Here is a 12,972-nt window from a genome sequence, read left to right on the forward strand (position 1 = left end):
ACTACGTCGCCGTGATTACTCCTGCTGGGCGTCTACGACTGCCACGCCCGCGAGATTGACGATATCCTTGACCTCGTCACCACGCTGGATGACGTGGACCGGTTTGTCCATCCCGACGAGCATCGGGCCGATAGCCTCGGCGCCACCGAGTCGCTGGAGCAGTTTGTAGCCGATGTTGCCCGCTTCGAGGTTCGGGAAGACGAGCACGTTCGCGGGGTCTTCGAGTTCGGAGAACTCGTAGGTACTGTTGAGGATGTCCTCGACGACGGCGGTGTCGGCCTGCATCTCCCCGTCGACCGGGAAGTCCACCCGCTCGTCGGCCTGTAGCTTCGCCACGGCCTCGCGGGGTTTGCGGGTGCCCTCGGTGTCGACACTGCCGAAGTTCGAGTACGACAGCATCGCCGCGCGCGGTTCGACGTTGAAACTGCGGGCCAACTCGGCAGTGTGTCGAGTTACCTCTGCGAGTACGTCGGCGTCGGGGTCCTGATTGACCGTCGCGTCCGCACAGAAGATGACGCGGTTCTTGAACGTCAGCATGTAGACGCCGGCGGCGTAGTCGGCGTCCTCGGCGGTACCGATGACCTGCAGGGGCGGGCGCAGGGCCGAGGGGTAGTGGTGAGTCAGGCCGGTCAGCATCGCGTCGGCGTCGCCCATCTCGACCATCACGCTGCCGAGGTAGTTGCCGTCACGGACCAGTTCCTCGGCCTCGCGCCGCGTGACGCCCTTGCGCTGGCGGAGTTCGTACAGGCGGTCGGCGTACGCCTCGACGTCGGCCGTCTCCGGGTCGACCACCACGGGGTCGAACTCCAGTCCGAACCGGCGACGCGTCGCCTCTATCTCGTCGGCGTCGCCCAGCAGGACCGGTTGGGCGATGCCCTGTTCGACGAGTTGGTAGGCCGCTCGAATCATCTTCTCGTCGTCGCCCTCCGCCAGCACCACCCGTTTGGGGTCGCTCTTGGCCTTGTTGAGGACGACGCGCATCATCTCGCGGGACTTGCCCAACCGCGCTTCCAGCCGTTCGACGTAGTCGTCGAGGTCTAACTCCTTGCGCGCGGCGCCGCTGTCCATCGCAGCCTTCGCGACGGCTGGCGTCACCTCGAAGAGCACGCGGGGGTCCAGCGGTTTGGGGATGATGTATTCCGGCCCGAACTGGAGCGGTTGGTCGCCGTAGGCCTTGACGACGGCGTCGGGCACGTCCTGTCGGGCGAGGTCGGCCAACGCTTCGGCGGCGGCCACCTTCATCTCCTCGTTGATCTCGGTGGCGCGCACGTCCAGTGCGCCGCGGAAGATGAACGGGAACCCCAGCACGTTGTTCACCTGATTGGGGTAGTCAGAGCGCCCGGTGGCCATGATGACGGCGTCGTCGCGGGCGTGTTTGGCGTCCTCGTAGTCGATTTCGGGATCGGGGTTGGCCATCGCGAAGATGATGGGGTCCGACGCCATCGACTGGACCATCGTCTCGTCGACGATGCCGCCAATAGAGAGGCCGACGAACACGTCGGCACCGGCCATCGCGTCCGCGAGGTCGCCCTCCGGAACGTCTCGGGCGAACTCCTGTTTGAACTCGTTGAGGTCCTCGTGCTCGGCGCGGTCTGCAGTGATGATGCCCGAGGAGTCACACATCGTGATGTTCGCTTTCGTCGCGCCCAGCGAGACGTAGAAGCGGGCGGTAGCGATGGCGCTCGCGCCGGCCCCGGAGAAGACGATGTCGAGGTCGGCGAGGTCCTTCCCGGCGATGTCGGCGGCGTTGACCAGCGCGGCCCCGGAGATGATAGCAGTACCGTGCTGGTCGTCGTGGAACACCGGGATGTCCATCTCCTCCCGGAGGCGGCGCTCGACCTCGAAACACTCCGGAGCGGCGATGTCTTCGAGATTGATGCCGCCGAAGGTCGGTTCCATCGCCCGGACGGTTTCGACCATCGCGTCGGCGTCGTCCGTGTCGAGTTCGATATCGAAGACGTCGATGTCGGCAAAGCGTTTGAACAGAACGCCTTTCCCTTCCATGACTGGCTTGGAGGCCTCCGGCCCGATGTCGCCCAACCCCAGCACCGCGGACCCATCCGAGACGACGGCGACCATGTTCCCCTTCGCTGTGTAAGTAAAGGCCCGCTCTGGGTTCTCCGCGATCTTTTCGCAGGGTGCGGCGACGCCGGGTGAGTACGCCAGTGAGAGGTCCCGCTGTGTATTGGTCGGTTTCGTCGTCGCTATCTCTATCTTGCCGGGCGGGTCCCGGCTGTGATAGTCGAGTGCGTCTTCGTCAAGTCCCATACCGAGACGTCGTTCCCGGCCATCAAAAAGGCAAGTTTACCGTCAAGCGACGTAGTCAATCTCAACGACTGTCGAAATCTTTCGGGCAGTCTCGACACCGCGTGCCGGCGACGGTATTCGCGAGTTCGGTCGTCGCGGACTGCTGGTCCGTGGCGGAGCCTCGGTACGCACCCGTCCCTCGTTCGCGTCTGCAACCGCTCGACTGACGGACGAGACGGCGTCGACGGCACTCGATATCACGTCGGGGTCGTCGTCGGTCCCGCCCCATCTCTGCGACGGTGACGAGTTCGACGGCGTCGTACAGCGATGCGGTGTGAAAGACAGTGGCGTGTGTCTCGGACGGCGTGGCGTCTACAGCCTCCGCCACCCAAAGAAGGGGCTAAGTACGAGCGCACCAAGGTCCGAGTATGACCGACCGCTTCCGTCGGCTACTCACGGCGACGACAGCCCTGACGTTCGGCCTCATCCTGCTCGGGGTGTACACCGGTGCCATCGGTGCGGGACTGACGTGCGGGGCCCGATGGCCACTGTGTGACGGCTGGATGGGACTGTTCCCGGCTAACTGGGCGAGTTTCGTCGAGTGGTTCCACCGTCTGGTCGCGATGATTACCGGGTTCGCTATCCTCGGCTCTACCGTCGCCGCGTGGCGCGGCGGGTACTCGACGCGCATCAAGTACGCGACCGGCGTCGCCACCGTGGTCCTCCCCGTCCAGATACTGCTCGGTGCAAACACCATCATCAACTTCGGCGCGGCCGCACAGGTGCTCCACCACGCCGCCGCGCTGACGATTCTGACCGCGATGGTCGCGGCGACCGCGTGGACGTTCGACGGGGCCAGTTCGCCCGCCGAAACCCGGTCGGACACCTCGGCGAGCGAGTCGACGGCGGACGCCGACGCCAGTCCCAGTTCCGACTGACCGCCCGATTCCGTCCAAACGTTTCGAAGAACGTACAACACCGGTAGTAACCGGTTCGTAACACTAATCCGGGCATGCGACCATGTACCGTCCATGTCAGACAAAGGACTCTCGCGACGACAGTATCTCACCACCGTTGGCGGGACGGCAGTGACGCTCTCGGTAGCCGGATGTTCCGGTGATGGCGACAGCGGTGACGGCGGTGACAGTGGCACCGAGCGACCGACTATCACGGCCGGCACTGCGCCAGGGTTCCCACCGTTCGAGATGAAAGAGGGCGGCGACCTCGTCGGATTCGACATCGACCTACTCGAAGCCGTGGTCTCGGAGACCGAGTACTCCTTCGAGGGTTGGGAGGAATTCGAGTTCGACTCGCTCATCCCCGCACTCACGAACAACAACATCGACGTCATCGCGGCCGGGATGACCATCAACGACGACCGCGACCAAACCATCGACTTCAGCGACCCATACTACTCCTCGGATCAGGCCATCGTCGTTCGCTCGGACGGCGACTTCGCCCCCGAGAGCCTCTCGGACCTCGCCGACCGCCCGGTCGGCGCCCAGAAGGGGACGACCGGCGAAGGCGTCGTACAGGACGAACTCGTCGGCGACGAGATCACCGAGAACCAGTACAACGCCTACGACAACTACGTGCTGGCCATTCAGGACCTCCAGAACGGCAACGTCGACGCCGTCGTCATCGACGTGCCCGTCGCCAACACGTTCGCGGCGAACCGGCCCGTCGAGGTCGCGTTCGTCTACGAGACCGGCGAGAAGTTCGGCTTCGGCGTCCGCACCGACGACGACGCTCGCCAGGAGGCCCTCAATTCGGGACTCTCGACGGTCCGCGAGGACGGCACCTACGAGGAACTGACGCGAAAGTGGTTCGGCGAGTAAATCGATGTTGCAGGCAGGCGACTGGGCGTTCGTCCTCGACAACTTCGACTACCTGCTGACCGGCGCGGCCGTCACCGTCGGCCTGACGCTGACCAGCCTGTTGCTCGGCTTCCTGCTGGGGTTCCCGGCCGGGGCTGTCGAGGTGTACGGCGAGGGCATCGCACAGCGCATCGTGAGCGTCAGCGGCGTCGTCCTCCGTGGGACGCCCATCGTCGTCATCATGCTCGTCCTCTTTTTCGTCGTCTCGATCTCGAAGTCGGCGTTCGTGACGGCCACCGTCGGGCTAGGACTGCGGAGCGCGGCCTACCAGTCACAGATATTCAGGGGGGCACTCCAGAGCGTCGACGAGGGGCAGATGGAGGCGGCCCGCGCCGTCGGGATGAGTCGGTTCGAGGCCATCCGCCACGTCGTCGTCCCGCAGGCGCTCCGGCGGTCGATGCCCGGCTTCCAGAACGAGTTCACCATCGTCCTGAAGGACACGAGCATCGCCTTCGCCATCGGCCTCGCGGAGCTGTTAACCCGGGGCTACGACCTGTTCACCCAGAGCGGCCGGTCGACGGCCGTGCTGGAGGTGTTCGTCGCCATCAGCGCCGTCTACTTCGTGCTGACGTTCGGGACGAACCGGGCGCTGGACCGCCTGAGCGAGTACTACGCGATTCCGTCGGGAGAGAGTTCATGACACTGCTACGAGTCGAGGACGTACACAAGTCCTACGGAGACGAGGAGGTACTGAAGGGTGTCAGTTTCGAGATGGACCGCGGGGACGTCGACGTCCTCATGGGCCCCAGCGGCAGCGGGAAGTCGACGATGCTGCGCTGTATCAACCGCCTGACCGAGATAGACAGCGGCGGCATCTGGCTGGACGGGACGCCGGTCTACGACCCGGAGACTGACGTAAACGAACTCCGGCAGGACGTCGGCATGGTGTTTCAGGACTTCAACCTCTTTGCCCACCTCACCGCGCTGGAGAACATCACGCTCGGCCTGAAACGGGTGCTGGGCGTGCCCGAAGCCGAGGCGACGGAACGGGCCGCCGACCACCTCGCACAGGTGGGATTGGCCGCACAGGCGGACTCCTACCCCGCCGAACTCTCGGGCGGCCAGCAACAGCGGGTCGGCATCGCCCGCGCGCTGGCGATGGAGCCGAAACTGATGCTGTTCGACGAGCCGACCAGCGCGCTCGACCCCGAACTCGTCGGCGAGGTGGTCGAGGTGATGCGTGACCTCGCAGAGCGCGGGATGACGATGCTCGTCGTCTCCCACGAGATGGGATTCGCCCGCTCTGCGGCCGACGACATCCACTTCCTCGACAGCGGTCGCATCGTCGAGTCGGGGCCGCCCGAACAGTTGTTCCAGCGGCCGGAACACGACCGAACCAGCGAGTTCCTGACGGGGCTCCAGTCGAACGGCCACTGATGAGCGCCGAAGAACCGTCCGTCGCCGACGAGGTCCGCACCACCGTCACCGTCGACACCGACAGACCGTGGGCGCTCGCCGGCCTCGTGGCGTTCTGGGGCTGGTTGCTCCTGCGCTGGACGAACGACTTCCTCCTGCCAGACGGGCTGGCGTTCCCGAGCGACCAGTCGTTCGTTCCGGCGGCGCCGTTCGCCACCGCCGCCGAGTCGCTCGGTGCGACCGCCGCCTCGCTGGGCGTCGCCGGCGCGCCGCTGGACGTGGTCGCCGGTCTCCTCGGATTCGTCGCCGGCGCCATCCCCTCGCTCCCCTCCCTCGCTCGCGGCGCGTGGCTCACCATCGTCCTCACCGTCGCCGGCATCGCCTTCGGGTTCGTGCTGGCGGTGCCGCTGTCGGTCGCTCGCGTCTACGGCGGCCGAGGCCTGCGGTGGCTCTCGCTGTCCTACACCGAACTCATCCGCGGGACGCCACTACTCGCCCAGCTATTCGTGCTGTACTTCGGCCTGCCGCTGACCCAGATCATCCGCGAGGTGCCCGGCGTCGGCGTCGGGTTCGTCCCCGCGACGGCCGTGTGGGTCGCCATCATCGGCTTCACCCTCAACAGCGCGGCGTACCAGGCCGAGTACATCCGGTCGGCGCTGGAGTCGGTCGACGCCGGCCAGTTGACCGCCGCCCGGTCTATCGGCCTCTCGAAGGTGGACGGTATCCGCTACGTCGTCCTCCCGCAGGGGCTTCGCTACGCCATCCCCGGGTGGTCGAACGAACTCGTCTACCTCATCAAGTACTCCTCGCTGGCGGCCTTTATCACGGTCCGGGAGTTGTTCTTCCAGGCGGAGTCCATCGCCAACGACACCTTCCGCTACACGGAACTGTTCGTGCTGGCGGCGCTGTTCTACCTCGCGCTGGTCGTCTCGGCGTCGCTCCTGATGAATCTCGTCGAGGACCGAACCGCGATACCCGGTATCGGCGGGAAGCGACAGGCCTGACTACCCCCCGTCTTCGACGACGTACGCGCCGAAGTCCTCGGCGGTGCCGACCCCCGAACGCCACCCAGACGTGTCGCGTCTCGGTGTGGTTACAGAGGTTCCTGACGGTGTCCTCGTGGACGCGGACGACGCCGCCTCGTGGCACGTCGTGTACCTCCCCCTCGATGGCTATCTGACCATCAGTCAGCGCCACGAATACCTCCTCTTGGCCCGCGTGGGTTGCGGCGTCGTCACCTCGCCGGCGTCGACGATGGCGTAGCCGTCGGTCATAGCAGGGTGGTGTGCGGGGTGATAGAAAGCGACGGATGGGGAGTATGAGTGACGTATGTGTGTGACGAGGGTCACATAAAGTCCGAGAGCCCGGACTGCTGGTCGTCCTCCTCGGCGGCGTCGCTGTCGGGCACCTCCTCTTCGTCCGCTGTTTCGGCCTCCTCGCCGTCGTCGGCCGCTCCACCGAGGGTCGCCTGCGAGTCCTCGTCGCCGTCTTCGTCCGCGGTGTCGCCCTCGCTCGCCTCGGCACCGCTCGCGGACCCGCCAGCGAACGCACCGCCGGAGTGTTCGACGGCGGCCTCCTCCTGCAGTCGCTCGGCGTCCTCGACGATGGACTGGACCTTGTTGGTGTCCTTGCCCGACCCCGTGACGAAGGCGACGTGTTCGGCCTCCATGTCGTAGGTGGCGGCCATCGCCACCGTCAGTTCGCGGTTCGTACAGTGGTGGGTCATCGTCGCGAGGAACGGCATAATCTCCCGGCGGGCGGTCCGCATCGAGACGCCGTCGACGGCAGCGATCTGCTGGGCGACGTAGTCCCGGGTCTTCCGGGTCCCCTTCGAGCGGCCGAGTTTCGACCAGTACGAGGGTGGCCCGTAGCGGGTCCAGCCACCCTTCTTCCCGTCGCGGGCGGCGGCGACGCCGGCGGTCATGTTGTCGCCCGCGTAGCGCCAGAACGAGTAGTTCTGCGTCGCTCGCACCCGGCCGAGCCACCGGTCGGCGTTCGAGAGGAACTCGTAGGCCGTCGCGAGTTCCGCGCCCTCGTAGTCTTTGGGCATGTTGTCCTCTATCCAGTTGATGAGGTCGTCGGGCGTCTCGTCGACGTCGTAACTGGCCTTCAGGGCCTCCTCGGCGGTGCCCTCCTTCAGCACGACGTCGAGGTACTCGAAGATGCCCTCGGAGGTGTCCCGTTCGCCGGAGACGTAGTCGTCGGCCTCGATACGGTCGCGGCCCTCGGCGGTCGCCTGCAGGTCCTTGATGGCCCCGCGCAGGTCGCCGCTGTTCTGCTCGGCGATGTCCTCGATGACCGCGTCGGTGTACTCGACGCCCTCCTTCCGGCAGATGTCACGGAGGACGGGGACGATAGAGCGCTTCTGCACCGCCGAGAACTCGATGTCCTGACAGTTGTTGCGCAGGGAGTTGGACATCTCGTAGTACTCGTTGGCGATGAGAATCATCGGCTGGTTGGCCTCCTTCACGAGCGAGGCGATGGCACGGGCACCGCCCCGGTCGGCGTTGCCGTGGATGTTGTCGGCCTCGTCCATCACCACGAGGCGTCGCCCCGCCCCGCCGGCGGTGAGGGTGCCGGACTTCGCCGCCTCGCCGGCGACCTGCTCGATGACGTCTTTGGTGCGTGAGTCGCTGGCGTTCAGTTCGATGGTCGGCCAGCCCATGTCGTTGGCCAGCGCGTGAGCGGCGGAGGTCTTGCCCACGCCGGGCGTGCCGTGGAGGACGACCGCCTCGTGGTGGCTCTCCCACGTGTCGGCCCACTCCTTCAGCGCGTCGCGGGCCTTGTTGTTGCCCCGTACCTCCGAGAGCGTACTCGGGCGGTACTTCTCCGTCCAGTCCATTGGACCGTGGTTGGTGCGACCGGCGTTTAGGGGTTGCGGAGACAACGTGGCCCGAAGGCATTTACCGCCGGCAGGCGGCGTCTGACCCGTCATGAACGAAGACAGCCGTAGCTACGTCGCCGCCGCGGCGGCCGGTGCCGTCGCGTTCGTCCTCGCGTACGTACTGGTGTACGCCCTCAGCATCTCCGTGGTCAGGGACTCGCTGCTGACCGGCATCGCCGAGGCGTTCGGCGACGAGAACGCCGCGTGGAAGATAGTGGGCTGGGTGTTCTTCAACGCCCAGTTCGTCACGACGACCGTCACCGTCGACGTGCCCTTGCTCGGCGGTACCGACGCAGTGAACTTCGTCGCCGAGAGCGACGCGCTCTCGCCCGTGCTGTACGTGATTCCGCCCGCTCTCTTGACCGCTGCCGGTCTCGCGGCCGCCCGTGTCGACGGCGCGGTCGAGACGGCGCGTGCGCTCCGGGTCGGCCCGGCGGTCACGCTGGGCTACCTCCCGCTGGCAGTCATCGGGGCACTGCTGTTCGCGGTCAGCGTCGGCGAGGGGAGCGGTGGGTCGCCCGATCTCCTGACCGCCGTCGTCCTCGCAGGCATCCTCTACCCCGTCGTCTTCGGGACGCTCGGGGCAGTCCTCGGCACGGCACTCGGCGGCGACTGACGCGGCCAAGCGTTTACGTGGGAAGGCGCGGCCACCGACGGCCGTGGCACGTCGATACCCGAGTCAGACAGGCGACGAGCGAGCGGTCACGCCCGTGGTCGCAGTGGTACTGCTCGTCGCTCTCGTCGTCGTCCTCGCCGCCTCGGTGACCGCCGCTACCGTGGGGTACGCGAGTGACCTACGCGGCCCGGCCCCGACCGTCGCCCAGTCCAGCGGCGAGTTCGAGCGATACGCGACCGGCGGTGGCCGTTACACCGACCAGATAGTCCGCGTCACGCACCTCGCCGGCGACCCGTTACGCGTCGCCGACCTCGAACTGGTCGTCGACGCCAGCGACGCCTGCGGGAAGTCGGGTCGGTTGGTGAACCTCCCCGCGGAGGGTGACGACCTCCGGCCGACCGAGGCGTACGTCCGCGGCGACGACGTCTTCGACAACGCCTACGACGCCGTCGAGGGGCCTATCGGGACGGGCGACGTCGACGACGACGGGACGTGGAGCGCCGGCGAGACGGCCCAGTTCCGTCTGGCGACGAGCGAGTGTCCCCTCGACTCCGGTGACCGCTTCACCGTTCGGGTCGTCCACACGCCGACGGGCGCCGTCCTCGTCGAAGAGTCGGTGACGGCGTCCTGATGGGGACCGGCGTTCCGGTACGTTTTTGTTCCAGTCCGATAATCTTGCTAACTAATGACACGCGGCGCGCGCGCCCAACTCGCCGAGAAGATAGCCGGCGAAGTCGCACTCAGCGACGACCCGGGGGCGACTCTGCGGAAGTGGCGTACCGACTTCGGCGTTGCACAGACGGCGTTGGCCGACCGGTTGGACGTCTCACCGTCGGTCGTCTCCGACTACGAGAGCGGGCGTCGGGACAACCCGGGTATCGCCGTCGTCCGGCGACTCGTCGGGGCGCTTTTAGACATCGACGAAGAGCGAGGCGGCGACCACATCCGACAGCACGCCCGCGTGCTGTCCTCGGGGTTCGACAGCGACGTGGTCCACGACCTGCGGGAGTACTCGGCCAACGTCTCCGTCGAGCGAGTGTACGACGCCATCGGCGCCGAGGAACTCCACCGCGGCGGGCAGGACACCGTCGCCGGCCACACCGTCATCAACTCCATCGCCGCCATCACGCGCCTCTCCTCCGACGAGTTCTATCAACTGTACGGCCAGTCGACCAACCGCGCGCTGGTGTTTACGAACGTCACCCGCGGGGAGTCCCCGCTCGTGGCGCTGCGCGTCGTCTCGCCGACGCCGAACGCCGTCATCCTGCACGGCCTCGACAGCGACGACGTGTGGGAGAAGGCGGCCGATCTGGCTCGCATCGACGACTTCTCGCTCGCGGTCACGGACCGGGATATAGAGGACGTGCTGGACGGGTTACGGAGCCTCCCGTAACGTCGGGTTGCTCGTCGCTCAGAGCGCGACGAGTAGGTCCGTCGCGTACATCACGGCGAGGCCGACGAGGAACGCGAGGACGTTCGTCGGCGTGCCCAGCGACCCGCGACGCCGGACCATCGTCCCGATCTCCCAGTTCACCTGCAGGATAGCGCCCACGCCGATGGCGAGAAACAGCGCCCCCAGCGTCGGCGAGAAGGCGATGCTGCCTATCCAGCCACCGAGGATGACCGGCGCGCCGGCGATGGCACCCAGCGCGACGAAGTGCCAGAGGGCCGGGCGCTCGCCGTCGGCGACGGGGGCGACCACTGCCGGGCCTTCCGTGACGTTGTGAATCATAAAGCCGACGACGAGGAACGCGCCAAGCGAGACGCGCCCCAGCGCCACCGAACTCCCGATGGCCAGCCCTTCGGCGAGATTGTGCAGGCCGATGGAGAGGGCGACGAGGTAGGCGATACCCAGCGGATTCACGTCACCCGAAGCGTTCCACGCCGAGACGGCCTGCACCAGCAAGAGGGCCCCGAGGATACCGAGCACGACGAGGAGGTTCCCCTCGAAGGCGCCGGGCACCTCGGCCGCCAATTCGAACGCTTCGAACCCGGCGTCGAACGCCAGAAACGCCAGCACGCCGACGGCGAACAGCAGGATAGCGTGCAGCGACCGGTCGCTCATGCCTTGCATCACGGGGTACCACAGCATCCCGAGTGCGACGGGGATGACGCCGACGAACAGACCGACGACGGCCAGCAGGCCGAGTAACTCACCGGTGAGCCCCGGCGACACCTGCGGGGCCGGAATCGTGTGCGTGAACGTCGTCCCGTCCGAGAGGACGAGACCGGTGTGAAGGTCCCACCCCGGCGTCCAGTGGTACGGGACGACGACGCGCCCGCTCTCCATCGGTGCGAGGGTGTTCGTCGCCTCGCCGCCGGCATACAGCGTGAAGTCCCAGTAGGCGTCGTTGACGAGCACCTGACTGATCGTCACGGGGTCCGGCCCGTTGTTGGTCACGTGGAGGACCACCGTCTCGTCGTTCGGCAGCGACGCGTGCGTGACCGTGACGTCGGGCAACGCGCCACCGGTCACCAGTCCGGCGAACGGGTTCAGAAAGACGAACCCCGCGACGACGACGGCGAGCAAGACGAGCGGTGCAACGGCCCCGACCCACGTCGGGAGGCCAAAGGGCATTCCGCCGCGGGCAACGGTCGCGCCACCGTCGGTACGTTCGTCGGTCATGCTCGCACCTCGAAGAAGCTCATCCAGCCGAGTTCGGCGAACTCCGACTGGTGGGCGTGGAACATATACAGCCCCGGCTGATGGTCCGAGTAGTCCAGTTCGACGATACCGCGCTGTGCCTGACACTGCATGATGGTGTCGATGGTCTTGTGTGTCGGTTTCAGCGTCGTCCCGTGGTCGTAGTAGTCGAAGAACTGCGAGTGGGTGTGAAAGGAATTGACGAGGTCGAACTCGATGGCGTTAATCAGGTACACCCGCTGACGCTGGTCGCGTCGTATCTGTATCGGCTTGACCGTCTCGCCGGCCTCCCACTCGCCGTTCTCGGCGTCGGTCGACCCGACGCCGTAGGCGAAGGCCCGCGTGTTCGCGGCGTACACCTCGTTGTCGCCGTCGAAGTTGGTGTCGAAGCCGTTCATCACCATCACCATCTCGTCGACTTCGTCGGCGCGGTACTCGTGGTTACGCAGTTCGGCCTCCTCGACCAACTCGGCGCGCAGGTCGTCGGTCATCGGGCCGTGGTAGTTGACGTAGTCGCGCGGGTTCTGCCGGACGCGCTCCGGGTCGGGGTCGATGATCATCGCGCCGTAGAGCCCGCGGTGGATGTGCTCTTTCAGCGGCATGGAGTGACAGTGATAGAAGTGACACCCCGCCGGCCGGGCCTGCCACTCGTAGACGAACCGCTCGCCCTGTTCGATGACGCCGGGGCCGTTCTGGGGGATGCCGTCCATCTGCGGGTCGACGTTCTTCAGATGCGGGTGGATCGTGTGGGGGTGGTCCTGACCGTTGCTGAACCGAACGCGAACGAGTTCTCCCTCGACGGCCCGCAACGTCGGCCCGGGGACCTGCCCGTCGTAGGTCCACGCCGGGAACGTGACGCCCGGCGCGATTTCGATCTCTCGGAGCGACGCGTCCAGTTCGAACTCCCGGACGCGCTGCCCGTCTTCCATCTTGACCGTTCCAGTCTCGAACGTCCGGAGGAACTCGTGTGGATCGAAATCCGCAGATTGGAACTCGCCGACGACGCCGGCGCGACCGTGTGGCGATTCGGCGCCATCGTGGTCGCCCGACGCAGTGGCACCGCCGGAGAGCCCCACGGCGCTCGCGCCTGCGAGCCCCAACCCGCCCAGTACCGCACGGCGACTGACCGCCGCGTCGTCTTTGACGGCACTGACGAGTCGGTCAGAGAGCGACTCGGTGAGTTCCGCCGCGTCCTCGCGGTCGCCGGTCGACCGTGGCCCGTCGTCGGGCATCAGACAGCACCACCATCGGGATTCGACTGCCGAGAGAACTCGACGCCGTTCCAGTTTTTAGACTTCTGCATAGTCGAGATTAGATTCGTCTAAAATAAAAGTGTGCCGATGGTAAG

At 66.4% G+C, this 12,972-nt stretch carries 13 protein-coding genes; 9 read left to right on the top strand and 4 right to left on the bottom strand.

What is annotated here, in order from left to right; translation table 11 throughout:
- Window positions 1-15: 15 nt before the first annotated feature.
- Complete coding sequence (locus tag IEY28_RS14065; RefSeq protein ID WP_188998887.1) at window positions 16-2,268, bottom strand: NADP-dependent malic enzyme; 2,253 nt, start codon at window positions 2,266-2,268, stop codon at window positions 16-18.
- Between the two features lie 407 nt (window positions 2,269-2,675).
- Here IEY28_RS14065 and IEY28_RS14070 point away from each other — a divergent pair, with 407 nt between their 5' ends.
- The 6 genes from IEY28_RS14070 to IEY28_RS14095 all read left to right on the top strand — a co-directional run bounded on the left by IEY28_RS14070 (window position 2,676) and on the right by IEY28_RS14095 (window position 6,743).
- Window positions 2,676-3,185 carry a COX15/CtaA family protein gene (locus tag IEY28_RS14070; RefSeq protein ID WP_166971733.1) on the top strand — a complete coding sequence of 170 codons (510 nt, stop codon included), beginning with the start codon at window positions 2,676-2,678 and terminating at the stop codon, window positions 3,183-3,185.
- A 93-nt stretch (window positions 3,186-3,278) separates the two neighbouring features.
- A complete protein-coding gene (locus IEY28_RS14075; protein WP_188998892.1) occupies window positions 3,279-4,085 on the top strand; it encodes a basic amino acid ABC transporter substrate-binding protein in 807 nt (268 codons plus the stop codon).
- A gap of 4 nt (window positions 4,086-4,089) precedes the next feature.
- On the top strand, window positions 4,090-4,764 hold the full coding sequence (locus tag IEY28_RS14080; RefSeq protein ID WP_166971738.1) for an amino acid ABC transporter permease: 675 nt from the start codon (window positions 4,090-4,092) through the stop codon (window positions 4,762-4,764).
- Complete coding sequence (locus IEY28_RS14085) at window positions 4,761-5,501, top strand: amino acid ABC transporter ATP-binding protein (protein ID WP_188998895.1); 741 nt, start codon at window positions 4,761-4,763, stop codon at window positions 5,499-5,501. The genes IEY28_RS14080 and IEY28_RS14085 overlap by 4 nt, the downstream gene beginning before the upstream one ends.
- Entirely contained in the window at window positions 5,501-6,484 is a 984-nt protein-coding gene (locus tag IEY28_RS14090) for an amino acid ABC transporter permease (RefSeq protein WP_188998898.1), read from the top strand. Before IEY28_RS14085 ends, IEY28_RS14090 begins: the two co-directional genes overlap by 1 nt.
- Before the next feature lie 85 nt (window positions 6,485-6,569).
- Window positions 6,570-6,743, top strand: a complete 174-nt coding sequence (locus IEY28_RS14095) for a hypothetical protein (RefSeq protein ID WP_188998901.1) — start codon at window positions 6,570-6,572, stop codon at window positions 6,741-6,743.
- Window positions 6,744-6,825: 82 nt separating this feature from the next.
- Here IEY28_RS14095 and IEY28_RS14100 read toward each other — a convergent pair whose 3' ends face one another.
- Window positions 6,826-8,322, bottom strand: coding sequence for a replication factor C large subunit (locus tag IEY28_RS14100; protein WP_188998904.1), 1,497 nt, complete (start codon window positions 8,320-8,322; stop codon window positions 6,826-6,828).
- Window positions 8,323-8,413: 91 nt separating this feature from the next.
- On the opposite strand from IEY28_RS14100, the gene IEY28_RS14105 reads away from it, so the two are divergent.
- Genes IEY28_RS14105 through IEY28_RS14115 form a run of 3 tightly spaced genes read left to right on the top strand, consistent with a single transcriptional unit; the run spans window position 8,414 to window position 10,373 of the window.
- Window positions 8,414-8,980, top strand: coding sequence for a DUF7978 family protein (locus tag IEY28_RS14105; protein WP_188998907.1), 567 nt, complete (start codon window positions 8,414-8,416; stop codon window positions 8,978-8,980).
- A gap of 43 nt (window positions 8,981-9,023) precedes the next feature.
- Window positions 9,024-9,611, top strand: coding sequence for a type IV pilin domain-containing protein (locus tag IEY28_RS14110; RefSeq protein ID WP_188998911.1), 588 nt, complete (start codon window positions 9,024-9,026; stop codon window positions 9,609-9,611).
- A 54-nt stretch (window positions 9,612-9,665) separates the two neighbouring features.
- Window positions 9,666-10,373 carry a helix-turn-helix domain-containing protein gene (locus tag IEY28_RS14115; protein WP_188998914.1) on the top strand — a complete coding sequence of 236 codons (708 nt, stop codon included), beginning with the start codon at window positions 9,666-9,668 and terminating at the stop codon, window positions 10,371-10,373.
- A gap of 18 nt (window positions 10,374-10,391) precedes the next feature.
- Here IEY28_RS14115 and IEY28_RS14120 read toward each other — a convergent pair whose 3' ends face one another.
- Together IEY28_RS14120 and IEY28_RS14125 are read right to left on the bottom strand one after the other, a co-directional pair.
- Complete coding sequence (locus tag IEY28_RS14120; RefSeq protein ID WP_188998917.1) at window positions 10,392-11,606, bottom strand: ZIP family metal transporter; 1,215 nt, start codon at window positions 11,604-11,606, stop codon at window positions 10,392-10,394.
- Window positions 11,603-12,856 carry a multicopper oxidase domain-containing protein gene (locus tag IEY28_RS14125; RefSeq protein WP_188998920.1) on the bottom strand — a complete coding sequence of 418 codons (1,254 nt, stop codon included), beginning with the start codon at window positions 12,854-12,856 and terminating at the stop codon, window positions 11,603-11,605. The genes IEY28_RS14120 and IEY28_RS14125 overlap by 4 nt, the downstream gene beginning before the upstream one ends.
- Window positions 12,857-12,972 lie beyond the last annotated feature (116 nt).

Origin of the sequence: Haloarcula pellucida, from assembly GCF_014647235.1 — an archaeon.
GTDB lineage: Archaea > Halobacteriota > Halobacteria > Halobacteriales > Haloarculaceae > Haloarcula > Haloarcula pellucida.

Bases quoted from the DNA above. Each gene is read 5' to 3' on its own strand.
- IEY28_RS14090 (WP_188998898.1), top strand. From the start codon at position 5,501: ATGAGCGCCGAAGAACCGTCCGTCGCCGACGAGGTCCGCACCACCGTC.
- IEY28_RS14070 (WP_166971733.1), top strand. From the start codon at position 2,676: ATGACCGACCGCTTCCGTCGGCTACTCACGGCGACGACAGCCCTGACG.
- IEY28_RS14075 (WP_188998892.1), top strand. From the start codon at position 3,279: ATGTCAGACAAAGGACTCTCGCGACGACAGTATCTCACCACCGTTGGC.
- IEY28_RS14080 (WP_166971738.1), top strand. From the start codon at position 4,090: ATGTTGCAGGCAGGCGACTGGGCGTTCGTCCTCGACAACTTCGACTAC.
- IEY28_RS14085 (WP_188998895.1), top strand. From the start codon at position 4,761: ATGACACTGCTACGAGTCGAGGACGTACACAAGTCCTACGGAGACGAG.
- IEY28_RS14100 (WP_188998904.1), bottom strand. From the start codon at position 8,322: ATGGACTGGACGGAGAAGTACCGCCCGAGTACGCTCTCGGAGGTACGG.
- IEY28_RS14105 (WP_188998907.1), top strand. From the start codon at position 8,414: ATGAACGAAGACAGCCGTAGCTACGTCGCCGCCGCGGCGGCCGGTGCC.
- IEY28_RS14120 (WP_188998917.1), bottom strand. From the start codon at position 11,606: ATGACCGACGAACGTACCGACGGTGGCGCGACCGTTGCCCGCGGCGGA.
- IEY28_RS14115 (WP_188998914.1), top strand. From the start codon at position 9,666: ATGACACGCGGCGCGCGCGCCCAACTCGCCGAGAAGATAGCCGGCGAA.
- IEY28_RS14065 (WP_188998887.1), bottom strand. From the start codon at position 2,268: ATGGGACTTGACGAAGACGCACTCGACTATCACAGCCGGGACCCGCCC.
- IEY28_RS14125 (WP_188998920.1), bottom strand. From the start codon at position 12,856: ATGCCCGACGACGGGCCACGGTCGACCGGCGACCGCGAGGACGCGGCG.